The sequence below is a fragment of the Allobosea sp. 2RAB26 genome (assembly GCF_052115465.1).
Classification (GTDB): Bacteria; Pseudomonadota; Alphaproteobacteria; order Rhizobiales; family Beijerinckiaceae; genus Allobosea.
In genome coordinates this window covers 376,900-399,199 of the sequence record NZ_JBFRGS010000002.1, presented here as the reverse complement: position 1 = coordinate 399,199, position 22,300 = coordinate 376,900, and the positions used below count along the sequence as shown (strand labels likewise).

Sequence of the window (22,300 nt, the reverse complement as noted above, 5' to 3'; positions counted from 1 at the left end):
CCCGTCGCCTGAAGGAGAAGAGCCGCGATGCGTTGTCCCTATTGCGGCTCCCTCGAGACCCAGGTGAAGGACTCGCGTCCCACCGACGATCACGCCTCGATCCGCCGCCGCCGCGTCTGCCCTGACTGCGGCGGCCGCTTCACCACCTTCGAGCGCGTGCAGCTGCGCGAGCTCACCGTGGTGAAGCGCTCCGGCCGGCGCACCCTCTTCGACCGCGACAAGCTGCAGACCTCGATCGAGGTCGCCTTGCGCAAGCGCCCGGTCGCGCCGGAGCGCGTCGAGCGCATGGTCAACGGCATCGTCCGCCAGCTCGAGAGTTCGGGCGAGGGCGAGGTTTCGAGCTCGACCATCGGCGAACTGGTGATGGAGGGGCTGAAATCCCTCGACGATGTCGCCTATGTCCGCTTCGCTTCGGTCTACAAGAATTTCCGCGAGGCCCGCGATTTCGAGGAGCTGCTCGGCCAGCTCAGCGGCGACGAGATCGAGGCTGCCGGCGTGGTCCCGCCTATTCGTGGCGATGACTGAGCAGAGCGCGCTCGACCGCGCCTTCATGCAGCAGACCCTCGCCTATGGCGCGCGCGGGCTGGGCACCACCGGCACGAACCCTTGCGTCGGCGCGCTGATCACGCAGGACACGCCGGACGGCCCCGTCGTGATCGCACGCGGCCACACCCAGATCGGTGGCCGGCCCCATGGCGAGGCCCATGCCTTCGACCGGGCAGGCGCTGCCGCGACGGGCGGCACGCTCTATGTCACGCTCGAACCCTGCTCCCACCGCACCATCCGCGCCGCGACGCCTTGCGTCGAGCGGACCATTCGGGCCGGCGTGAGGCGGGTCGTGGTGGCGATGGCCGATCCGAATCCGCGCTTTCGCGGGCTCGGCTTCGCGCTGCTGCGCAGCGCCGGCATCAGCGTCACCACCGGCGTTCTCGAAGACGAGGCCAGGCACAGCCATCGCGGCTACGTCCTGCGCATCACCGAGGGGCGGCCGATGGTGACCTTCAAGGTGGCACGCACCGCCGATGGCTATGCGGGCAGCGCGGCAGGCGGCCCCATCGCGGTGTCCTGCCAGGCTGCGAATGGCTGGGTCCATCTCCAGCGGGCGCATCACGACGTGATCATGCTCGGCATCGGTTCGGTGCTCGCCGATAATCCGATGCTGACGGTCCGCCTGCCGGGAATGGCGCACCGCTCGCCGATCAGGGTCATTCTCGATTCGCATCTGCGCCTGCCGCCGGGCTCCCGGCTGGTGCAGTCGGCAGGCGAGGTTCCGGTCTGGGTGATCGCGGCGGAAACGGCCCCTGTTGCGAACGAGGCCGAGCTGGTCGCGGCCGGTGTCGAGGTCATGCGCGTCTCCGCCGGACCGGACGGTCATCTTGATCTCCGCGAGGCGTTGCAGCTGCTCGGCGCGCGCGGCATCAACCGGGTCTTTTCGGAAGGCGGCCCGACGATCGGCGAGAAGCTGGCCTTGGCGGGCCTGACCGATGAGGTCATCGTTTCGACCTCGCCGCGTACGCTGGGTTCGCCCGGAATCGTCGCCGTCCGTCCGGCCCTTGCCGGATTGCTGGCCGACCCCGATCTGTACCGGCTTGCGGAGAGTGGCCTGATCGGCCACGACCGTTTCGAGCGCTATGAGAGGATTGCCTGATGTTCACCGGCATCGTCACCGCCATTGGCACGATCGTGGAGGCCCAGAACAAGGGGCCGAGCCTGAAGCGGCTTGCGATTGCGAGCCCGTACGAGGCTGCGGGAATCGAGATCGGCGCCTCGATCTGCTGCGCCGGCATCTGCCTGACGGTGACGGCTCTGAAGCCCCGTGAAGACGGCGAGGCGGGCTGCATCTTCCAGGTCGAGGCCGCTGCCGAGACCTTGTCCAAGACCCTCGCCGGGGAGTGGGAGGCGGGCACGAAGGTCAATCTCGAACGCTCGCTGAAAATGGGCGACGAGCTGGGCGGCCATCTGGTGACCGGTCATGTCGACGGCGTCGGTACGATCCTGAAGATCGAGCCGATCGCGGCCGATCCCGACGAACCCTGGGGCGCAACCGCGCGCTTCCATATCCGCGCGCCGCAGGGTTTGCCGCGTTTCATCGCGACCAAGGGCTCGATTTGCCTCGATGGCACCTCGCTCACGGTCAACAGCGTCGAGGACGATGTCTTCACCGTCCTGCTGATTCCGCACTCCTTCAGCGTCACCACCTGGGGCGAGCGCAAGCAGGGGGACCGCATTCATGTCGAGGTCGATCTGATGGCGCGGTATGCCGCGCGGCTTGCGGAGGCGAGCCCGGGGGGGTAACCAGCCGACTTGAAATCCAACAAGGATAAGAACGATGGCCGGACCCCGGCAGATCTCGGCCGATAAGGCCGCAACTCCCGCCGCTCCCCTGGACGGCGCACGCGTGCTCGTCGTCGAGGCGCGCTTCTATGACAAGCTGGCTGACGAGCTGCTCGAAGGCGCGCTCGCGGTGCTCGACAAGGCCGAGTGCCGCGTCGACGTCGTGACCGTGCCCGGCGCGCTCGAAATCCCGACCGCGATCGTCATCGGCCTGCGGGCCGCCGACGAGGCAATCGACCCCTATGAGGCGGTTGTCGCGCTCGGCACCGTCATCCGTGGCGAGACCGGCCATTACGACATCGTCGCCGGCGAAAGCTCGCGCGCGCTGATGGATGTCTCGGTTGCCTATGCCATGCCGCTCGGCAACGGCATCCTGACCGTCGAGAACGATACCCAGGCCTGGGCCCGCGCCAATCGCGCCGACATGGACAAGGGCGGCGGCGCAGCCGAAGCGGCGCTCGCCGTACTGCGTTACAAGCGCTCGCTCGCGGACAAATCCTCATGAGCCGCGCGGAACTGCGTCGCGGTGCACGGCTCTCCGTCGTGCAGGCGCTCTATGAGATGGAGATCGGCGGACGCGGCGTCATCGAGGCGATGGCCGAGTTCGAGGCGTTCTGGATCGGCAAGGAGGTCGAGGATATCGAGCTTCCCAAGGCCGAGATCGCCTTCTTCCGGGACCTGCTCGGCGGCGTCGTCCGCGAACAGCGTCTGATCGACCGCTCGGTCGACGATGTTCTTGCCGCGGGCTGGCCGCTCAAGCGCGTCGAGGCCGTGGTGCGCGCCATCCTGCGCGGCGGTGCCTATGAACTCGCCTTCCGCAAGGATGTGCCGGCTCGCGCCGTGATCTCCGAATATGTCGCGGTCGCCCGTGCCTTCTACGAAGGCGAGGAGATCGGCATGATCAACGCCGTGCTCGACAAGATGGCCCGCGACTTCCGCGCCGACGAATTCGACACGCCGGCCGCCTGACGCGCTGATGGCCGGCGCTCCCCACCGACCCGGCGAGTTCGAACTGATTGCGCGCTATTTCGCGCCGATCGCCGGTGCGGGCGGCCTCGGCCTGCGTGACGATGCCGGGCTGCTGCGCCCGGCGCGCGGCTTCGAGCTTGTGGTCACGACGGACGCGCTGGTCGCAGGCGTGCACTTCCTGCCCGACGATCCACCGGCCTCGATCGCCCGCAAGGCGCTCGCGGTCAATCTGTCGGACCTGGCGGCCAAGGGGGCATCTCCCTTGGGCTTCGTGCTCTCGCTGGTCCTGCCCAGGGGCTGGACCGAGCCCTGGCTCGCCGGCTTCGCCCAGGGGCTGGGGGAGATCGCGGCCGAGAGCGCCTGTCCGCTCGTCGGCGGCGATACCGTCTCGACGCCGGGGCCCCTGACGCTCTCGATCACCGCCTTCGGCAGCGTTCCGGCCGGTCGCATGGTGCTGCGCTCAGGCGCCAAGCCAGGCGATCTCGTCCTCGTCTCCGGCACGATCGGCGACGGCGCGCTCGGGCTCAAGGTCCATGCGCCGGCCAAGCCGGACTGGGTCGCCGGCCTCAGCGAGGTCGATCGCGCCTATCTTGCCGGCCGCTACCTGCATCCGCGCCCGCGCCTGGCGCTTGCGGCTGCCCTGCAAGCCCATGCCTCGGCCGCCATGGATGTCTCGGACGGGCTCGTCGGCGACCTCGCCAAGCTGGTTGTGGCGTCCGGTATCGGGGCCGAGATCGACCTCGATACCGTTCCGCTCTCGGCCCCGGCCCGCGCCGCGATCATGGCTGACCCCGCTCTGGCGGAACTGGCCTGGACCGGCGGAGACGACTACGAAATTCTCTGCACGGCCTCAGAAAGGGAATTTCCTGCTATGGCTGCTGCGGCCGAGGCGACGGGTCTTGGACTCGCCTGCATCGGCCGGGTCACGTCCGAGCCGGGCGTGGTGCGTTATCTCGAACGGGGCAGGGCGCGCAGCTTCGCGCAAGGCTCCTTCGCCCATTTCTGAGGGCCGCTCGCTCAGGCCGCCCGGTATGTGAACGACGGCCCCAGCGATGAACCAGCATGTTTCCGTGGCCGAGGGCGATGCCCTGGCGAAGCGCAATGCCCTCGTCCTCGCCTGCGCCCAGGCGTTCGGCGGCGCGAACCCGGCGATCGTGGTCTCGCTCGGCGGCATCGTCGGCTCGCAACTGGTCACCGACAAGACCTTCGCGACCGTGCCGGTCAGTCTGATGCAGCTCGGCATCGCTTGCGGCGTCATCCCCGCCGCGATGCTGATGCGCCGGCTCGGCCGCCGCAACGGCTATCTCATCGGGGCGCTGACCGGCGTCATCGCCTCCAGCATCGCCGCCGCCGGTACCGGCAGCCGGATATTCTGGCTGTTCTGCCTCGGCACCTTCATGTGCGGCCTCTACGGCGCCTTCGTGCAGAGCTACCGCTTCGCGGCGGCTGACACTGCAAGCGAGAGCTTCAAGCCGCGCGCCATCTCCTGGGTCATGATCGGCGGGCTTGCCGCGGGTGTCATCGGCCCGCAATCGGTCTACTGGACCCGCGACCTGACGCCGGACGCGCCCTTCGCCGCCAGCTTCATGGCGCAGGGGCTGCTCGCGCTGCTGGCGATCGGCGTCGTCATGATGCTGCGTGCACCGCCGGTTGCGGCCGTGCGTTCGAGCGGCGGCCGGCCGCTTTCCGAGATCATGCGCCAGCCCAAATTCATCGCCTCGGTCACGGCTGCACTGGTCTCCTATGGCCTGATGAGCTTCGTGATGACGGCTGCGCCGCTGGCCATGGTCGGCTGCGGCCACAGCATCGGCGATGCCGCGCTCGGCATTCAGTGGCACGTGCTCTCGATGTTCGGGCCGAGCTTCTTCACCGGCCGGCTGATCGCCCGCTTCGGCAAGGAGAAGGTTACGGCGGCCGGCCTGTTGCTGCTGGCCTGCGCCGCCGTCGTCGGCCTGAACGGGCTCAGCGTCGCGCATTTCTGGATCGCGCTGGTCCTGCTCGGCATCGGCTGGAATTTCGGCTTCATCGGCGCGACGGCGCTGGTCACCGACTGCTATCGCCCGGAGGAGCGCGTCAAGGTCCAGGCCGCCAACGACTTCCTTGTCTTCGGCTCGGTCGCGATCGCCTCCTTCTCGGCTGGCGGGCTGCTGAACACCGGCGGCTGGCAGAGCGTCAACTGGCTGGTCTTCCCGCCGGTGGCCGTCGCGCTGGCGCTGGTCGCCTGGCAGGCCACGCAGAAGCGCGTCCAGCTGGCCTGAGGGCCGGCCCGGCGCGTGGCCGGTCGCAAGGCTCCGCAGAACAAGCTTCATCCCCCAGGACCCGGCAGGAGATACGATGCGCCCGCACCAGTTGCCCGTCACGACAGGCCGGTTTCCGCCCGGCGCCATTGGCCATAATCGCGGTGTGGTGCGGCCGAACTATGCGTTCATGCCGCCCGAAGGCGTGCTGATCAGCCGGCTGCCGCATTTCAGCGGGACGATCGTGCGGATCCTGGCGGCGCCGGTGCTGGGTGCCCAGTTCGCGCAGTACCTGCTCGAGATCGCACCCGGCGGTGGCACGCCCGAGGCCTTTCGCGAGGAGGGCATCCAGCATTTCTATTATGTGCTCTCCGGCCAGGGCCGGTTCGTCATGGCGGATGCGCCGGCGCTTGACCTGCGGCCGGGCCACTTCGCCTATGTCCCGCCCGGCACCGCCTTCGCGCTGAGCAATACCGGTTCCGAGCCCCTGCGCGTGCTCGGGCTGCGCAAGCGCTTCGAGGCGATCGGCCTGCCGGCGCCCGAGCCGATCCTGTCGCATCGCGACGAGATCCCGGTCACCAACCATACCGGGGCGGAAGGGCGCGGCTTCCAGTTCCTGCTGCCCTGGGGCGACATGCGCTTCGATTTCGAGATGAACCTGATGTGGTTCAAGCCCGGCGCGCATTTCCCGGATGTCGAGACCCATGTCATGGAGCACGGGCTCTATATGCTGGAAGGGCAGGGGCTCTATTTCCTCGGCACCGAATGGCACGAGATCTGGGCCGGCGATTTCATCTGGATGGGCGGCTACTGCCCGCAGCAATTCTACCCGACCGGCTTTGCCGATGCGGCCTATCTGCTTTACAAGAACGTCAACCGGGACGTGGCGCTCTGACGCCCGCATAGACCTCCCGAACGGCCGGCCGCGCCTCGAAGCGGGCCGGCTCGCCCTGACATCTGCGTAAAATTGTCAGCCTCCGCGTTTGCGATTCTGTCGAAAGCTTGGCAGAAAGTTGGCCGGTACTGGCGATGCGCGACGCGGGCGCGATTCCCTCGACCCGTATTCTTCGTCTCCGGACCCAAGAAACCGAATGAATTCGGGGTCTGAAGCCCCGTTGGACGGAAGCTCGAGGTCAGGAATCCCGAATGTCAGCCTTGCTCATCATCATAGTTTTGAGTGCGCTATCGATAGCCTACGGCATCTGGGCCTATGGCGATGTCATGAAGCGCGACGCCGGCAACCAGCGCATGCAGGAAATCTCCGGCGCGGTTGCCGAGGGCGCGCAGGCCTATCTGAAGCGTCAATACGTTACGATTGCCATGGTCGGCGCGGTGCTTTTCGTGGTCCTGACCTATCTGCTCGGCCAATGGGTCGGCATCGGCTTCCTGATCGGCGCCGTCCTCTCCGGCGCGGCCGGCTTCATCGGCATGAACGTCTCGGTCCGTGCCAATGTCCGCACCGCGCAGGCGGCGATGAAGTCGCTCGGTGACGGGCTCGATGTCGCCTTCAAGGCGGGCGCGGTCACCGGCATGCTGGTCGCCGGCCTCGCCCTGCTCGGCGTCGCCGTCTATTACGGCGTCCTGACCTCGTTCCTCGGCTTCTCCCCATCGAGCCGCACCGTCATCGACTCGCTCGTGGCGCTGGGCTTCGGTGCCTCGCTGATCTCGATTTTCGCCCGCCTCGGCGGCGGTATCTTCACCAAGGGCGCGGACGTTGGCGCCGATCTCGTCGGCAAGGTCGAAGCCGGCATTCCCGAGGATGATCCGCGCAACCCCGCGACCATCGCCGACAATGTCGGTGACAATGTCGGCGACTGCGCCGGCATGGCCGCCGACCTGTTCGAGACCTATGCCGTGACGCTGGTTGCCACCATGGTGCTCTCGGCGATCTTCTTCGCCGGCCAGCCGGTGCTCGGCACGATGATGCTCTATCCGATGGCGATCGGCGCGGCCTGCATCGTGACGTCGATCATCGGCACCTTCTTCGTCAAGCTCGGCGCCAACCAGTCGATCATGGGCGCGCTCTACAAGGGCTTCATCGCCGCCGGCGTGCTGTCGGTCGGCGCGATCGCCATCGTCAACTGGCTGATGTTCGGCAGCTTCTCCACCACGTTCACGACGGGGCAGGGCGTCAGCTTCACCTCCGCCAACCTGTTCGGCTGCGCGCTGGTCGGCCTCGCGGTGACGCTCTTCATCGTCGTCATCACCGAATACTACACCGGCACCGGCAAGCGCCCGGTGGTCTCGATCGCCCAGGCCTCGGTCACCGGCCATGGCACCAACGTCATCCAGGGCCTCGCGGTCTCGCTGGAATCGACCGCGGCGCCGACCATCGTGATCATCGCCGGCATCATCGTCTCCTACACGCTGGCCGGCCTGTTCGGCATCGCAATCGCCACCACTGCCATGCTGGCGCTGGCCGGCGTCGTCGTCGCGCTCGATGCCTTCGGCCCGGTCACCGACAATGCCGGCGGCATCGCCGAGATGGCGGGCCTGCCCAAGGAGGTGCGCCACTCCACCGATGCGCTCGATGCGGTCGGCAACACCACCAAGGCCGTCACCAAGGGCTATGCGATCGGCTCCGCCGGCCTCGGCGCCCTGGTGCTGTTTGCAGCCTATACCTCGGACCTGAACTTCTTCATCGCCGAGGCCAACAAGGCGGGCTCGACCAGCTTCCAGTACTTCAAGGGCGTCACGGTCGATTTCAGCCTGTCCAACCCCTTCGTCGTCGTCGGCCTGCTGCTCGGCGGCCTCATTCCCTTCCTCTTCGGCGGCATGGGCATGACCGCGGTCGGCCGCGCCGCCGGCTCCGTCGTCGAGGAGGTGCGTCGCCAGTTCAAGGAGAAGCCCGGCATCATGCTGGGTACGGACAGGCCGGATTACGGCCGCGCCGTCGACATGCTGACCAAGGCCGCGATCAAGGAGATGATCGTGCCCTCGCTGCTGCCGGTCCTGGCGCCGATCGTCACCTTCTTCGCCATCAACGCCATTGCCGGCCGCAACCAGGCCTTCGCCTCGGTCGGTGCCATGCTGATGGGCGTCATCGTCACCGGCATCTTCGTCGCCATCTCGATGACCTCGGGCGGCGGCGCCTGGGACAACGCCAAGAAGAGCTTCGAGGACGGCTTCGTCGACAAGGACGGCGTGCGCCACATGAAGGGCTCCGAGGCGCACAAGGCCTCGGTGACCGGCGACACCGTCGGCGACCCCTACAAGGACACCGCCGGCCCGGCGGTGAACCCCGCGATCAAGATCACCAACATCATCGCGCTGCTGCTGCTGGCGATCCTGGCGCATTCCTGAGCCGGTCGGCACGGTACGGAGACACAACCCCGCGGAGCAATCCGCGGGGTTCTTCTTTGATCGCTCAAGGGCTTTCCCTTGATGTTGCAGCAGCTTGGCGGCCCGTCTTGAATCACGATGGCGACTACTTGAATCAGGATCTGAAGCTACGGCCGGGACCGTAGCGTTCCTGCAAGCTCCGGGCGGCCCGCGATGGCATGGTCTCTCCAACAGAAGGAGAGCCACCATGACGATCCAGGCCGCTGCTGCACCCGCCGAGGTCAGGTCCGGGCAGGTCAAGTCCGGGCACGCCGTCGAGCTTGCCCTGCTGCTCCTGCTCGCCACCCTCTGGGGCGGCTCCTACACCTTCATCAAGATCGGCGTGGAGACGATTCCGCCGCTGACCCTGATTGCCGGGCGTACCCTGATCGCAGGCGTGATCCTGTTGGCGGTCATCCGCTGCTGCGGCCTGAGGCTGCCCCGCGACCTCGAGAGCTGGCGCAAGTTCCTGTTCCAGGCCTGCCTGAACAGCGTCGTTCCCTTTACCCTGATCGCCTGGGCCGAGCGCAGCGTCGATGCTGGCCTTGCCGCGATCCTGAATGCGACGACCCCGGTCTTCGTCTTCCTGATCACGCTGGCGCTGACGCGGAGCCGCGTGGTCGACCTGCGCAAGGGCTTCGGCGTCGCAGCCGGGCTTGCCGGTATCACCCTGGTGGTCGGCATGCAGGCGCTGGGCGGGTTCGGTAGCGAACTGGTCGCGCAGCTCGCCATCGTGCTTGCCACGGTCTGCTATGCCTGCGCCGCCTTGTTCGGCCGCAACTTCACCGGCTTCGATCCGCTCATCCCCGCCGCCGGTTCGCTGATCTGCGGGGCAGCCCTGCTCACGCCGGTCGCGTTGGTCGTCGACCGGCCCTGGACGCTGAGCCCCTCGCAGGATTCGCTCTTCGCATTGCTGGCGCTGGCGGCGGTCTCGACCGCGCTCGCCTTCGCCATCTATTTCCGGCTGATCCGGACGCTTGGTCCCGTCGGCACCACGGCGGTGTCCTATCTGCGCGTGCCGGTCGGCGTCGCCATCGGCATCGTCTTCCTCGGCGAGCGCCTGAGCCCGACGGCCTGGGTGGGGCTCACCCTGGTCATCCTGGGCGTGATCGCGATGACGCTGCCCGAGCGCAAGCCGGCGCAGCCGGCTTAGATCGCCGTGCGTCCATTCGGACGCAGGAGCGGCGATCCAGCTCTTTGGTCAAGCATCGGATTTTTCCGAAAACCGGATTCCACCTTTCGGTCCGATGCTCTGGCGAATGCCGCAACCCAAAGAAAAACCCCTGCGGCGTGGGCCGCAGGGGTTTCTCGTGTTCGGTCATCCGGTCGGGTCGGCTCAGTTGCTGGCCCCGCCCAGGCCTCCGAGCGGCGAGAACTTGGTGACGCCGCGGAAGAGGTTGCGCAGGAAGCTCTGCTCCTCGCCGCCGGTGACGGTGGTGCGGCTGATGAAGTCGAAGATCACGCCGTCCTGGAGGCCGTACTGGGCGATGCGCTCGACCTTGAAGGACTTGTTGAAATAGATCACCAGCACCTTCTGGTCGATGACGCTGGGTTCCTGGAACTGGAAGCGCCGGCGCACTGTCTGGCTGATATAGTAGAAGGTCCGGTTCCCGACGGTCGAGGTCGTCGAGGGCGTGCCCAGTATGGTCAGCACCTGCTGCACGTCCATGCCGGTCTTGATCTGCGCGACCAGGCGCTCGTCCATGACGAAGCCGCGGGTGTATTGTTCGTTCAGCCCCGCCGATGTCGGCAGGACGAATCCGCCCCGATCTGCTCCGCATCCGGCTAGAGCGAGTGACGAGGTCGCGAGAAGGCCGAAGAGGGCCGCGCGGCGGGTCATGTCGATCATGCGGGAGAATCCAGGAGCAGAGTGGGCAAGGAGGTATCCGAAGCCGCTTGTCAAACGGGTAGAGGTTGGCGTAACGCCCGAGAATGGCTTTGGCAAGGCAGTGGCGGCGAGCGGAGATGCGCTGGTGATCTTCGGCTTGTTCGGAAAACGCGCAAAAAGGCTCGCGCCGGTCGAGGCGCTGCTGGCCCGCGTGGCTGACGCGTCGCGCCAGCCCGGTCTCTATATCGGCGGCGGCATCCCCGACACGTTCGAAGGGCGCTTCGAATCGCTGACGCTGCATGCCTTCTTGATTCTGCGGCGCCTGCGCGAACTTCCGGCGCCGGCTAGCGATCTGGCGCAGGATTTCGTCGATGCCTGCTTCGCCTATCTTGAGCTCGGCTTCCGCCAGGGCGGGATCAGCGACATCGCCGTGCCCAAGCGCATGAAGAAGATCGGGCAGAGCTTCTACGGCCGCATCAAGGCCTATGAGAGCGCTCTCGCTGCGCCTGAGCCGGGCGCGCTGGCCGAGGCCCTGCGCCGCAATGTCAGCCCGGGCGAGGGGGCGACAGCCCTGGCCGATTATGTCGGTAAGGCGCAGGAACGTCTGTCGCAGCTCGATCTTGACGCAATTTTGGGGCAGGAGACTCTCTTTCCTGCATTCCCGGTTCACGAAAGTACGCCCAGTGTCTGATTCCGCTCGTGCCTTGCCGCTGAGCCAGCCCGTCCGCGTCGAGACGATCAAGCCGCGTGGCACCCATATCGTGGTCAGGCCCGAGGGCCCTGCGCTCGTCGGGCTCGCCCGTGCGCTCGACCTGCCTTCGATCGAAGCGCTCGAGGCGCGCTATGAACTCGCCCGCAATGGCGAGCGCGTGAAGCTGGAGGGCGAGATTGCGGCGCAGCTGCATCAGACCTGCATCATCACGCTCGAGGCCTTCCCGGTCAGCATCAAGCTGCCCGTGAAACTCGATTTCGCGCCGGAGGCCGAGGTTCTCGCCGCCGCCCGCCGCGAGGAGGAGGACGAGAAGAAGGGCGAGATCGACATCGAGGTCATGCTCAACGAGGAGGACCCGCCGGAGCCGATCATCGACGGCATGATCGACCTTGGCGCGATCACCCTCGAGTTCCTGGCGCTCGGGCTCGATCCCTATCCGCGCAAGCCGGGGGTGAGTTTCGAAGCGCAGGTCGACGACCCGGCGCTTGCATCGCCCTTCGCGGCCCTGGCCAAACTGAAACGCGGCGAATGACGGCTTTACCGGCACGCGCAGTGGCTTGCGGCGGCTCGCCAAGTCGCTATTGTCCGCCGCCGCCCTATTTTGCGCCACAGCGGCCGAGCCCCTCGGGAACAATCAGCACCCAATGAAACGACCAGTTACAATCGCGCTCGATGCGATGGGCGGGGACCATGGCCCTGCCGTCGTCGTGCCAGGCGCGGCGCTGACCCTCGAGCGGCGGCCCGACGCGCGCTTCGTCATCTTCGGCGATCAGGCCCAGGTCCTGCCGCTTCTGGAGGCCCACCCGAAGCTCAAGGCGGTGACTACCTTCCACCACACCGAAGTGTCGGTGAAGATGGACGACAAGCCGAGCCAGGCCCTGCGCTATGGCCGCTACAAGTCCTCGATGTGGCGGGCCATCGACGCGACCAAGACCGGAGAGGCCGATGTCACGGTCTCGGCCGGCAATACCGGCGCCCTGATGGCGATGTCGAAATTCTGCCTGAAGTCGATGCCGCAGGTCGACCGCCCGGCGATCGCGGCGCTCTGGCCGACGGTGCGCGGCGAGAGCGTGGTGCTCGATGTCGGCGCGACGATCGGCGCCGATGCGCGCCATCTCGTCGATCTCGCGGTGATGGGCGCGGCCATGGCCCGCGTCGTCTTCGATCTCGACCGGCCGACCGTCGGCCTGCTCAATGTCGGCGTCGAGGAGATCAAGGGCGTCGAGGCCGTCAAGGAGGCCGGTCGCATCCTGCGCGAAGGCAACCTGCCGCATCTCGACTATCGCGGCTTCGTCGAGGGCGACGACCTCGGCAAGGGCACGGTGGACGTCGTGGTGACCGAGGGCTTCACCGGCAACATCGCCCTGAAGACGGCCGAGGGCACCGCCCGGCAGATCGGCGAGTATCTGCGCGCCGCGATGAGCCGGTCGCTGATGGCCAAGATCGGCTATCTCTTCGCACGTGGCGCATTTGCCGCGTTGAAGGACAAGATGGATCCGCGCAAGGTCAATGGCGGCGTCTTCCTCGGGCTCGAAGGCATCGTCATCAAGAGCCATGGCGGGACGGACGCGATCGGTTTCGCCAGCGCGACCGAACTGGCTTATGAGATGGCGCGCGATGACCTGATGGCCAAGCTGCGCGAGATGGTGGCTGCCTCGGTGGAGCCGGAGACGGCGCCTCAGGCCGCTGCCGTCGAATAGGGATCTCTGACTTGTCCATTCTGCGATCTGTGGTTTGCGGATGCGGCTCCTATCTGCCGGAGCGCATCGTCACCAATGCCGAGCTTGCCGAGCGCGTCGACACGACCGACGAGTGGATCGTCCAGCGCACCGGTATCCGCCAGCGCCATATTGCGGCCGATGACGAGCCGACCTCGGTCGTCGGCCTCAAGGCGGCTCAGGCGGCCCTGGCCGATGCCCGCATGGATGCCTCCGAGATCGACCTGATCATCGTCGCGACCGCGACGCCGGACCATACCTTTCCGGCGACCGCGACCCAGATCCAGGCAGCGCTGGGCATCACCGAAGGCGCGGCCTTCGACCTGCAGGCGGTCTGCTCCGGTTTCGTCTTCGGTCTCGCGACCGCGGATAATTTCATCAAGACGGGCAGCGCCCGCGCCGCGCTCGTGATCGGCGCCGAGACCTTCTCCCGGATTCTCGACTGGGAAGACCGCACCACCTGCGTCCTGTTCGGCGATGGCGCCGGTGCCGTCGTGCTCAAGGCGGAGCAGGGGGAGGGCACGCTGGCCGACCGCGGTGTCCTGACAACGCATATCCGCTCCGACGGGCGCTACAAAAACAAGCTCTATGTCGATGGCGGCGCAGGCTCGACCAAGACGGTCGGTTTCCTGCGCATGGAGGGCAAGGAGGTGTTCCGCCACGCGGTGCAGAACCTCGCCGACACCGTCCGCCACACCTTCGCCGCGACCGGGCTCAGCGGCAACGACATCGACTGGTTCGTGCCGCACCAGGCCAACCGGCGCATCATCGACGCCACCGCCGACAAGCTCGGCATCGCGCATGACCGCGTCGTGGTGACCGTCGACAGGCACGGCAACACCTCGGCCGCCTCGATTCCGCTGGCTCTGGCGGAGGCCCATCACGACGGGCGAATCCAGCCCGGCCAGCTCGTCCTGATCGAGGCGATGGGCGGCGGCTTCACCTGGGGGTCGGCCTTGATCCGCTGGTGAGCATTTCAGCTGAGAACGCTGGCACTTAGGACAGTTTCTCTTCCCTTTTTTTGCCATTTCGACCGAGGGCGCTACTAAACGGCGCTCGAGGATTGACCGGACCGTCCGGGACGCATAGCGTCCGGCGTCCGTAATGGCGCAAGGCTGGTGACGAGGTCACCGGCCCATGAACGCCTTGGAGGCTATGAATGGCGGGGCAAACGGTCACTCGCGCCGATTTGTGCGAGGCTGTGTATCAGAAGATCGGTCTGTCGCGGACAGAGTCGTCGAAACTTGTCGAAGCGGTGCTCGACGAGATCTGCGATGCGGTCGCGCGCGGCGAGAATGTGAAATTATCGTCCTTTGGCTCGTTCGTCGTGCGAGACAAAGGCGAGCGAATCGGGCGTAATCCGAAAACGGGCGTTGAGGTCCCCATCGAGCCGCGTCGCGTGATGGTGTTCAAGCCTTCGAATGTGATGAAGGCGCGCATCAACGGGCAGGCGGGCGAGGGCGACGAGGAGTGAGTCTGGAGTTCCACACCGGCAACGTAGAGGCCGAATTGGACACCAAGAGCCCAGATGCCTTCCGGACAATCAGCGAGGTCGCAGACGACCTCGACATCCCCCAGCATGTCCTGCGTTTCTGGGAAACGCGCTTTACCCAGATCAAGCCGCTCAAGCGCGGTGGCGGCCGGCGCTATTATCGGCCGGACGATGTCGCCCTCCTGAAGGGCATTCGCCGGCTGCTTTACGGCGAGGGCTATACCATCAAGGGCTTGCAGCGGATCCTGAAGGATCAGGGGCCGCGCCATGTCCAGGCCATTGGCCGGGGCGGGCCGATCGGCGGGCAGGCTCCCGCCGCGGTTGCCGCACCCGTGCCGGCGCCGCGTCGGCCCGCGCCGGCGAACGCACCAGAAGGCTCCGACGATGAATTGCCCTGGCAGCTCGATATGGAGCCGGCGCAGCCGGAGGAGCCCGATCACCGGGCCGAGTTCGGCGAGGATCTTGTCCTGCTGAGAGCCGCGCTCGTCGAAATGACGGAATGCCAGCGCGTCCTGCGCGGCGTGCTGCAGCCGGAGCTCGGCGGCGACGCGGGCTGAGAGGCCCGCATCGCGATTGGCTGTCTTCCCAGAGATCAGGAAACCGGCGTGGCTCGTGCCGCGCGCAGGCGGCGGCTGAAGCGCGAGCTGCGCGTGCGGCTTTCGATCCTCGAGGTCGGCACCAGCGTGGCGACGACGGGATTGGGATAGTGCTCCAGCGTCGAGCCCGTCGCGGCGTCGACGCCCATTCCGACGATGCCTCCGACGATGACGTTTCCAGCGAAACCGGCAGCCCCGGCCCCGGCGACCCGGGTCGCGACCGGAACCTGGGCGTCGTGGAAGCCGGGCTTGCTGTAGCTGACCGTGAACTCCGATTTGCGGCTGACCTCGATCGTGCAGGGCGTCGAGGGGCAGCTATGCCCGGTCGAGGTGCGCGCGTCCGCGCCCGGCGGAATGCTGTCGATCGTAACCTGGCTTGTCGTACCTCGTGTGACGGTGGCGCAGCCGCCCAACGCCGCGGCGACCGCAATCAAGCCCACGCATTTCCCCAGATTCATCTTTGCTTGGCCCCTTGTTGCCCCCACCGGCAATGCCGGTGCAATGCCCGTATTCAGCGCCCGAACGGGGCGCCATGCCGCGAGCGGGACGCCAGGGGCCGGCACGCGCATTATCCACAAGACTAACGTAGGGGTATGTCTGTCGGGCTCCCGCGAAGGAGCTGGCCATGAGAGCCGCGCAAGGGTCGGCGGTGGCGCGCTCCTTCCCAACCGGCAGAGGCGCGGCCTAGTTTGGGCTAAGGGCGGCGTCTCCTGCCGCGTCCCGGGGCGCGGACGACCTCGCCTTGTGCCGACTGGTCCCTTCTCATGCGGAGCGCGCTGCCATGGCCTGGCTCTATCTCTTCGTCGCAGGCCTGTTCGAGGTCGGCTGGGCGATCGGCCTCAAATACACGCAGGGCTTCACCCGCCTCGTTCCGACCCTGCTGACGCTCGCCAGCATGGTCGTCAGCCTCGGCCTGCTCGGTCTGGCGCTGAAGACGCTGCCGGTCGGCACAGCCTATGCGGTCTGGACGGGCATCGGCACGATCGGGACGGCGGCGCTCGGCATCGTGCTGCTCGGCGAGCCGGCAGGCGCCCTGCGGCTTGCCTGCATCTCGCTCATCGTGGCAGGGATCGTCGGGCTGAAGCTGGTCTCCTGACCAGCGTCACGTTCTGGCCAGCGTCACCGTCCGACCGGTGTCATCTGCGGAAGGCGTCAGGCCAGTTGCCGCTTCTTTCGAGCAGCACGATCAGCAGGACCACGGCGAGGGTGATCGCCAATGTGATCAGCTTGGCGTTCCAGGGCGCGCCGCGGCCGATCAGCCAGATCAGGCTGAGCCCGATCGCGAGGGGGATAAGCATCTCCATGACGAGAGCCTAGCGCCGGCTGCGCCGTAAGGGAACCCGACTGTGCTCCTGAACGCGGCTCAGCCGCCGCGCGCCGCGACGGCCCGCTCGCCTTCGATCAGCGGCTTCATCCGGCCGATCTCGGCCGCCATGAAATCGAGGAACAGCCGCACGCGCGGCGAGTGCCTGAGATCGGGATGGGTCAAGAGCCAGAGATCGGCCGCGAATTCGGGATCGGGCGCCGCCAGGCGGACGAGGGCCGGCTTGGTGTCGGCAATGAAGCAGGGCAGGAAGCCGATGCCGATGCCCGCCTCGACGGCCTCGGCCAGGCCGAGCACCGTGTTGACCTTGTAGACGATGCGCTCCGGCGGCACGTAATCCTGCAGGAAGCGGACGGCCTTCAGCCAGGCGAACTGGTCGCCGAGCGAAATCCAGTTCTGGTCCCGGAGCGTCTCCATGCTGGTATCGGCATCGGGCGGGAAACGGCTCGCCAGCCCGTAGAGCGCCCAGGCGATGCGGGCGCCGCGCCGGCCGACCAGGGTCTCGGGCGGATTATCGGTCGCCCTGATCGCGACATCGGCGTCGCGCTTGGAAAGGTTGAGCGCCTGGTTGCTGAGCAGGATGTCGAGGCGGATCTCGGGGCATTGCTGCAGGAAGGCGGCGAAGACCGGGGTCAGCAGGTCGACCAGCAGCGTGTCGTTGGTGGTGACGCGCAATTCGCCAGCGGGCTGGATTTCCTGCCCGGCGAGTTTGCGGGTGAAGGCGGTGATGTCCTCGTCCAGCCGCCCGGCGAGCTGCACCATCTCCTCGCCGGCGGGCGTCGGCACATAGCCGCTGCGGTGCCGCTCGAACAGTTTCAGGCCGAGCCCGTCCTCGATCTGGCCGAGGCGGCGGAACACCGTGGAATGGTTCAGGCCGATCAGGCTGGCGGCGGCCGGCAGGGCGCGGGCTTCGGCGATCGCCTTGATCAGCCGGAAATCGTCCCAGGCGAGGGTCTTGCTCGTGCCGCTCATCCGCTTTTCGTCCTTTCATGCGTCCGCCGCGGTCATGGCGCCAGAGCATCGGCCCGGGGAATTGGATACCGGTTTTCGGAAGAAGCCGATGCAAGAACAATGCGCTACAGCATCCGGCCGGATGCCCGGTCGGATGCTGTAAGCCATGCGGCGGCGATCGGAAAGGCGTGGCGCGGGCCCTTGGGCCGCGCTCACCGATAGTCGACTGCGCTCAGGCGGTGGCGACCGCAGCGCGTGGGCTGAACCGCACCGGGCGCAGCGCCAGCGCGCCGTCGCCGATCAGGCCGTGGGCCAGCGCCGTCAGCGCCAGGAAGGCGGGATATTCCCAGCCGCCATTGGCAGCGGTGAAGAGCCAGCCATTCGGAGCATGCACCATCAGGGCACCCAGCAGGACCGGCAGCAGCGCCAGCGAGACGAGACGGCCGTAGAAGCCGGTCAGGATGGCGACGCCGCCAATGAACTCGGCCAGGATGATCGGCCAGGCGAGGAAGCCGGGCAAGCCGACCTGGCCCAGAAAGCCGGCGAAACCTGCGGGAGTGAACACGGCGAGCTTGAGATAGGCATGGGCGATGAACATCAGGCCGAGCGCGACACGCAGGCCGAGGGCGCCGTAGGGGGCGAGGCGATTGTCGATCATGATTGCATCTCCAGAAGCAGGGGACCGGGTTGGTCTCGGCACCGAAAATGCCCTCTCTCCGGCGCAATGCAAATTGTTAGATGCCAAGATATTCATTGCTTCTATGCAATGATATCGCGCTGGCGCTTTGCCTGCCGCACTCCGATCTTTGGCCGGAACGAGGCGCCCCGCCTCAAGCCCTTTCGGAGGTCAGGCCATGCAGATCAACGGCATCCACCATGTCACCGCCATTTCCGGCCCGGCGCGCCGCAACCTTGATTTCTACGGACGCGTGCTGGGGCTGCGCCTGGTCAAGAAGACCGTCAATTTCGACGATCCGAGCAGCTATCATCTCTACTACGGCGACGAGGGCGGCTCGCCCGGCACGATCCTGACCTTCTTTCCCTGGGAGCATGCGGCTCCGGGCCGGCTCGGCGTCGGCGAGACCCAGGAAACCGCCTTCCGCGTACCGGAGGGGGCGATCGGTTACTGGACGCATCGCTTCGTCGAGCTTGGCGTCGCCCATGAGGCGCCGCAGAAGCGCTTCGGCGAAACCGTGCTGCCCTTCCGCGATCCGGACGGGATGCGGCTTGCCCTGATCGGCCTGCCCGGCATTGCCGCCGAGCCGGCCTGGACGGGCGGCGCGATTCCGGCCGAGCATGCGATCCGCGGCTTCCACTCCGTCAGCCTGCTGCTCGAGGATGCGGCGCCGACCGGTGCGATCCTCAGTGACATCTTCGGCTTTGCCGAGATCGCGAGGGAAGGCAGCGTGACCCGCTTCCGGACTGAGGGCGCGGCATGCGGCGGGATTGTCGACCTGCGCACCGCCGGCGGCTTCCTGCCGGCACGCCAGGGCGCCGGCTCGGTGCACCATATCGCCTTCCGGGCGGCGGGTGATGCCGAGCAGGAAGCGATGGTGCGCCGCCTCAAGGAGAACCATGGCATCCGCGCCACGGAACAGCGCGACCGGAACTATTTCCGCTCCGTCTATTTCCGCGAGCCCGGCCGGGTCCTGTTCGAGATCGCCACCGACGTGCCGGGCTTCGGCATCGACGAGGCGAGCGACAGCCTCGGCCAGGCGCTGAAACTGCCGCCGCAATACGAGGCACAGCGCAGCCGCATCGAGGCCGTGCTGCCGGAACTCGCCTGACGAGACCTGACCAAACAAGACGCCCTGCCTCATCGCGCTGACGGGGCAGGGCCGTTCCCTGCCGTTATTGAGGAGTGACCCCATGCTGGACGCCGTCGCGACCACACCCTTCATCCATGCCCTCGAGCCGGGCAGCGATACCGCCCGCAAGCCCCTGCTGCTGCTCCATGGCACCGGCGGCAACGAGCATGACCTGCTGCCGCTCGGTCGCATGGTCGCGCCCGGCGCCGCCTTGCTCTCGCCGCGCGGCCAGGTGCTGGAAGGCACCATGCCCCGTTTCTTCCGCAGGCTCGCCGAAGGCGTCTTCGACGAGGCCGATCTGCGCCGCCGCACCCATGAGCTGGCGGATTTCATCGAGGATGCGCGCCGGCGTTATGATCTTGCCGCGCCGATTGCCGTCGGCTTCTCGAACGGGGCGAATATCGCGGCGAGCCTGCTGTTGCTGCGCCCAGAGGTGCTGGCCGGGGCGGCGCTGCTGCGGGCGATGTCGCCCTTCAAGGAGCCGCCGCAGGCCGATCTCACCGGCAAGCGCGTGCTGATGCTGTCGGGAGCGCAGGACCCGATCATTCCGGCCGCCGACGCCGGCAGGCTTGCCGCGACCCTGTCGGGCAATGGTGCGACGGTCGAGCACCGCATCCTGCCGGCAGGCCACGGCCTGTCGCAGGCCGATATCGGGCTGCTCACCGCCTGGCTCGACCAGGCCTGAACGCCCCACGAATCGGCGCACCGCATTGGGGGCGCCGTTCCGGCACAAACAAAAACCCCGGATCCATCGCAACGCCCTGCGGCGTTCGGTGGATCCGGGGTCGAATCTCGTAACTTCCGGGCGTCCGGATGACGGCCCCGCTGCCGTTCGGGGCAGTCCTAGGGCGCTGTCGCCTTTGGCTTGCTGCGTGCAGCCGGCTTGGGCTCGGGCGGAGGCTCAGTTGCTTCCTTCGCCAGCCGCTGCGCCCGCAAGGCCTCGATCTTCTTGCGTGCCGCAGCCTCTTCGGCTGCGATTCGCCCGCTGGCCTTCTGCCTTTCGCGCGGGGCCTCCTGCACGCTGTGTACGTCATGCCAGACGCGTGGCCGACGGTCGTCACCTGCCATCTTCTTCTCCCACCGCAGTTTTCCCCTGGCCGTGAGTGTACGCCCGATTGTGGCGGGATACGAGCGCGCGATTGCCGGGAGCAGGCGAGGGCTCAGCGCTCGACGCGGGTCGAGAGAATGATCGACGACATCGTCCGCTCGACACCGTCGAGCGCGCCGATCCGGTCGATCAGCTCGTCGAGCTCGCCGATCGACGGCGCGATCACGATCGCGATCATGTCGAAATGACCGCTGACCGAGTGCAGGGTCCGGACCTCCGGAATGCGGCGCAGTTCCGCCTCGACCTTGGGAGCGAGCTTGGTCAGTGCGGTGATCAGGACATGGGCCTTGACCTGCCCGCGCTCATGCTCGTCGGAGAGCCGCGCGGTGTAGCCGGTGATGACGCCGCGGCGTTCCAGCCGCTCGATCCGGCTTTGCACCGTGGTGCGCGAGAGGCCGAGCTGGCGGCCGAGCTCGGCCACCGGCGCCCGGGCGTTCTCGGTCAGCAGGATGAGGAGCTGTCTGTCTGTGCGGTCGATCGGCATAATGCTGAGTACTTACGGCAGATCGCCGTAAAATCCCATATGAATCGTCGTGATGGTCGCTTCTATTCGACGAAATCGTCAGCCAGCATAGGACATCAACGAACGCACGGAGCGCCACAATGAAGGAAATCGTCGTTATTGGCGCGGGTAAGATCGGCCAGACCATCGCCGACATGCTCGGCAGCAGCGGGGATTACCGCGTCACGGTCGCCGACCGCTCCGAGGCGCAACTCGCCGGCATCCGCACCAGCGCCACGGTTTCGACCCGCAAGGTCGATATCGCCGACAAGGAGGCGCTGACCGCCCTGCTCGAAGGCCGTTTCGCCGTGCTGAGCGCAGCCCCCTTCGATCTGACGACGCGGATCGCCGAAGTCGCGGCCCCGCTTGGCGTCCACTATCTCGACCTGACCGAGGATGTCGCCAGCACGAGGCGCGTCAAGGAACTCGCCAAGACGGCGAAGGCAGCCCTCATTCCGCAATGCGGCCTGGCGCCGGGCTTCATCTCGATCGTCGCCGCCGATCTGGCGCGTGATTTCGACACGCTCGACAGCCTCAGGCTGCGCGTCGGCGCCCTGCCGCAATACCCCTCCAATGCGCTCAACTACAACCTGACCTGGAGCACGGACGGGGTCATCAACGAGTATTGCGAACCCTGCGAAGCGGTCGTCAACGGCGAGCTGACCCTCGTCCCGGCGATGGAAGAGCGCGAGGAATTCTCGCTCGACGGCGTCACCTATGAGGCGTTCAACACCTCTGGCGGCCTCGGCACGCTCTGCGAGACGCTGGCCGGCAAGGTCCGGACGCTGAACTACCGCACGATTCGCTATCCCGGCCATTGCGCGATCATGAAGGCGCTGCTCCAGGACCTGCGCCTGGCCGATCGCCGCGACGTGCTGAAGGACATCTTCGAGAACGCCCTGCCGAGCACCCTGCAGGACGTCGTGGTGATCTTCGTCACCGTCAGCGGCATGAAAGATGGCCGCCTGCTGCAGCAGACCTATGCCAACAAGGTCTACAGCGCGACCGTCGGCGGCGTGACGCGCAGCGCCATCCAGATCACCACCGCTTCGGGCATCTGCGCGGTGCTGGACATGCTGGCGCAGGGCAAGCTGCCGCAGCAGGGATTTGTCCGCCAGGAAGAGATCACGCTCGATTCCTTCCTCGCCAACCGCTTCGGCAAGGCCTATGCGCGGGCCGAGGACGGCACCCCGGGCAAGGGCGAAATCGAGCGCAGCCGCGCGGCCTAGAGCATCCTGCGAAGAAGCGGCACCGGTTTTTCGCATGACTATGAGGTTCGATCACGTTTTCTGCGTCTGGGCGATTTCGTCCAGACGCAGCGCGGCCTAAGGCCGCGCTTGCGACGAACGGCAGGCGCTCCACGCAGGGAGCGCATGCTGTATACACATCTGGCATAGACC

The 22,300-nt window shown here is 67.0% G+C and carries 27 protein-coding genes; 20 read left to right on the top strand and 7 right to left on the bottom strand.

Annotated features, from left to right (window positions below):
• The first annotated feature begins 27 nt into the window (after positions 1-27).
• The 10 genes from nrdR to AB4118_RS04970 all read left to right on the top strand — a co-directional run bounded on the left by nrdR (position 28) and on the right by AB4118_RS04970 (position 10,014).
• The gene (gene nrdR / locus AB4118_RS05015) at positions 28-525 is read left to right on the top strand and encodes a transcriptional regulator NrdR (RefSeq protein ID WP_441488694.1); all 498 of its coding nucleotides are present in this window, start codon (positions 28-30) and stop codon (positions 523-525) included.
• Positions 518-1,648 (top strand): bifunctional diaminohydroxyphosphoribosylaminopyrimidine deaminase/5-amino-6-(5-phosphoribosylamino)uracil reductase RibD, encoded by a 1,131-nt coding sequence (gene ribD, locus AB4118_RS05010; RefSeq protein WP_441488693.1) that lies wholly within the window; start codon positions 518-520, stop codon positions 1,646-1,648. The genes nrdR and ribD overlap by 8 nt, the downstream gene beginning before the upstream one ends.
• Positions 1,648-2,295: a riboflavin synthase gene (locus tag AB4118_RS05005; protein ID WP_441488692.1), complete on the top strand. Its 648-nt coding sequence runs from the start codon at positions 1,648-1,650 to the stop codon at positions 2,293-2,295. The genes ribD and AB4118_RS05005 overlap by 1 nt, the downstream gene beginning before the upstream one ends.
• Positions 2,296-2,329: 34 nt before the next feature.
• A complete protein-coding gene (gene ribH / locus AB4118_RS05000) occupies positions 2,330-2,839 on the top strand; it encodes a 6,7-dimethyl-8-ribityllumazine synthase (RefSeq protein WP_441488691.1) in 510 nt (169 codons plus the stop codon).
• Positions 2,836-3,303: a transcription antitermination factor NusB gene (gene nusB, locus AB4118_RS04995; RefSeq protein WP_441478347.1), complete on the top strand. Its 468-nt coding sequence runs from the start codon at positions 2,836-2,838 to the stop codon at positions 3,301-3,303. The genes ribH and nusB overlap by 4 nt, the downstream gene beginning before the upstream one ends.
• Before the next feature lie 7 nt (positions 3,304-3,310).
• Positions 3,311-4,309: a thiamine-phosphate kinase gene (gene thiL, locus AB4118_RS04990; RefSeq protein ID WP_441488690.1), complete on the top strand. Its 999-nt coding sequence runs from the start codon at positions 3,311-3,313 to the stop codon at positions 4,307-4,309.
• 46 nt (positions 4,310-4,355) lie between these two features.
• Positions 4,356-5,561, top strand: coding sequence for an MFS transporter (locus AB4118_RS04985; RefSeq protein WP_441488689.1), 1,206 nt, complete (start codon positions 4,356-4,358; stop codon positions 5,559-5,561).
• A 76-nt stretch (positions 5,562-5,637) separates the two neighbouring features.
• The gene (gene allE, locus AB4118_RS04980; protein WP_441488688.1) at positions 5,638-6,435 is read left to right on the top strand and encodes a (S)-ureidoglycine aminohydrolase; all 798 of its coding nucleotides are present in this window, start codon (positions 5,638-5,640) and stop codon (positions 6,433-6,435) included.
• Positions 6,436-6,686: 251 nt separating this feature from the next.
• Positions 6,687-8,843, top strand: coding sequence for a sodium-translocating pyrophosphatase (locus AB4118_RS04975; RefSeq protein ID WP_441488687.1), 2,157 nt, complete (start codon positions 6,687-6,689; stop codon positions 8,841-8,843).
• A gap of 226 nt (positions 8,844-9,069) precedes the next feature.
• Positions 9,070-10,014, top strand: coding sequence for a DMT family transporter (locus tag AB4118_RS04970; RefSeq protein WP_441488686.1), 945 nt, complete (start codon positions 9,070-9,072; stop codon positions 10,012-10,014).
• Positions 10,015-10,197: 183 nt separating this feature from the next.
• On the opposite strand, the gene AB4118_RS04965 is transcribed toward AB4118_RS04970, so the two are convergent.
• A complete protein-coding gene (locus AB4118_RS04965; protein ID WP_441488685.1) occupies positions 10,198-10,710 on the bottom strand; it encodes an outer membrane protein assembly factor BamE in 513 nt (170 codons plus the stop codon).
• Here AB4118_RS04965 and AB4118_RS04960 point away from each other — a divergent pair.
• From AB4118_RS04960 to AB4118_RS04935, 6 genes are all read left to right on the top strand, one after another.
• Positions 10,700-11,380, top strand: coding sequence for a ubiquinol-cytochrome C chaperone family protein (locus AB4118_RS04960; RefSeq protein ID WP_441488684.1), 681 nt, complete (start codon positions 10,700-10,702; stop codon positions 11,378-11,380). The two genes, AB4118_RS04965 and AB4118_RS04960, sit on opposite strands and share 11 nt — an antisense overlap.
• Positions 11,373-11,933: a YceD family protein gene (locus tag AB4118_RS04955; protein WP_441488683.1), complete on the top strand. Its 561-nt coding sequence runs from the start codon at positions 11,373-11,375 to the stop codon at positions 11,931-11,933. Before AB4118_RS04960 ends, AB4118_RS04955 begins: the two co-directional genes overlap by 8 nt.
• A 112-nt stretch (positions 11,934-12,045) precedes the next feature.
• Positions 12,046-13,101, top strand: a complete 1,056-nt coding sequence (gene plsX, locus AB4118_RS04950) for a phosphate acyltransferase PlsX (RefSeq protein WP_441488682.1) — start codon at positions 12,046-12,048, stop codon at positions 13,099-13,101.
• Positions 13,102-13,112: 11 nt separating this feature from the next.
• Positions 13,113-14,090: a beta-ketoacyl-ACP synthase III gene (locus AB4118_RS04945; RefSeq protein WP_441488681.1), complete on the top strand. Its 978-nt coding sequence runs from the start codon at positions 13,113-13,115 to the stop codon at positions 14,088-14,090.
• Positions 14,091-14,278: 188 nt separating this feature from the next.
• Complete coding sequence (locus AB4118_RS04940) at positions 14,279-14,593, top strand: integration host factor subunit alpha (RefSeq protein ID WP_069876977.1); 315 nt, start codon at positions 14,279-14,281, stop codon at positions 14,591-14,593.
• Positions 14,590-15,168, top strand: coding sequence for a MerR family transcriptional regulator (locus AB4118_RS04935; protein ID WP_441488680.1), 579 nt, complete (start codon positions 14,590-14,592; stop codon positions 15,166-15,168). The genes AB4118_RS04940 and AB4118_RS04935 overlap by 4 nt, the downstream gene beginning before the upstream one ends.
• A 35-nt stretch (positions 15,169-15,203) precedes the next feature.
• Here the strand turns inward: AB4118_RS04935 and AB4118_RS04930 are convergent, their stop codons facing one another.
• Positions 15,204-15,665 carry a translation initiation factor 2 gene (locus tag AB4118_RS04930; protein WP_441488679.1) on the bottom strand — a complete coding sequence of 154 codons (462 nt, stop codon included), beginning with the start codon at positions 15,663-15,665 and terminating at the stop codon, positions 15,204-15,206.
• Positions 15,666-15,988: 323 nt separating this feature from the next.
• Here AB4118_RS04930 and sugE point away from each other — a divergent pair, with 323 nt between their 5' ends.
• Positions 15,989-16,303, top strand: coding sequence for a quaternary ammonium compound efflux SMR transporter SugE (gene sugE / locus AB4118_RS04925; RefSeq protein WP_069876975.1), 315 nt, complete (start codon positions 15,989-15,991; stop codon positions 16,301-16,303).
• Positions 16,304-16,343: 40 nt separating this feature from the next.
• Here sugE and AB4118_RS04920 read toward each other — a convergent pair whose 3' ends face one another.
• From AB4118_RS04920 to AB4118_RS04910, 3 genes are all read right to left on the bottom strand, one after another.
• Positions 16,344-16,511 (bottom strand): hypothetical protein, encoded by a 168-nt coding sequence (locus tag AB4118_RS04920; RefSeq protein WP_176733240.1) that lies wholly within the window; start codon positions 16,509-16,511, stop codon positions 16,344-16,346.
• A gap of 59 nt (positions 16,512-16,570) precedes the next feature.
• The gene (locus tag AB4118_RS04915) at positions 16,571-17,503 is read right to left on the bottom strand and encodes a LysR family transcriptional regulator (RefSeq protein WP_441488678.1); all 933 of its coding nucleotides are present in this window, start codon (positions 17,501-17,503) and stop codon (positions 16,571-16,573) included.
• Positions 17,504-17,714: 211 nt separating this feature from the next.
• The gene (locus AB4118_RS04910; protein WP_113518213.1) at positions 17,715-18,140 is read right to left on the bottom strand and encodes a DoxX family protein; all 426 of its coding nucleotides are present in this window, start codon (positions 18,138-18,140) and stop codon (positions 17,715-17,717) included.
• Between the two features lie 196 nt (positions 18,141-18,336).
• Between AB4118_RS04910 and AB4118_RS04905 the strand changes: the two genes are divergently transcribed.
• The gene (locus tag AB4118_RS04905) at positions 18,337-19,269 is read left to right on the top strand and encodes a ring-cleaving dioxygenase (protein ID WP_441488677.1); all 933 of its coding nucleotides are present in this window, start codon (positions 18,337-18,339) and stop codon (positions 19,267-19,269) included.
• 82 nt (positions 19,270-19,351) lie between these two features.
• The gene (locus AB4118_RS04900) at positions 19,352-19,975 is read left to right on the top strand and encodes an alpha/beta hydrolase (RefSeq protein ID WP_441488676.1); all 624 of its coding nucleotides are present in this window, start codon (positions 19,352-19,354) and stop codon (positions 19,973-19,975) included.
• A gap of 158 nt (positions 19,976-20,133) precedes the next feature.
• Here the strand turns inward: AB4118_RS04900 and AB4118_RS04895 are convergent, their stop codons facing one another.
• Together AB4118_RS04895 and AB4118_RS04890 are read right to left on the bottom strand one after the other, a co-directional pair.
• The gene (locus AB4118_RS04895) at positions 20,134-20,358 is read right to left on the bottom strand and encodes a hypothetical protein (RefSeq protein ID WP_441488675.1); all 225 of its coding nucleotides are present in this window, start codon (positions 20,356-20,358) and stop codon (positions 20,134-20,136) included.
• 92 nt (positions 20,359-20,450) lie between these two features.
• On the bottom strand, positions 20,451-20,882 hold the full coding sequence (locus tag AB4118_RS04890) for an Lrp/AsnC family transcriptional regulator (protein ID WP_113518217.1): 432 nt from the start codon (positions 20,880-20,882) through the stop codon (positions 20,451-20,453).
• Between the two features lie 119 nt (positions 20,883-21,001).
• On the opposite strand from AB4118_RS04890, the gene AB4118_RS04885 reads away from it, so the two are divergent.
• A complete protein-coding gene (locus tag AB4118_RS04885; protein ID WP_441488674.1) occupies positions 21,002-22,129 on the top strand; it encodes a saccharopine dehydrogenase family protein in 1,128 nt (375 codons plus the stop codon).
• The last annotated feature ends 171 nt before the right edge of the window (positions 22,130-22,300 follow it).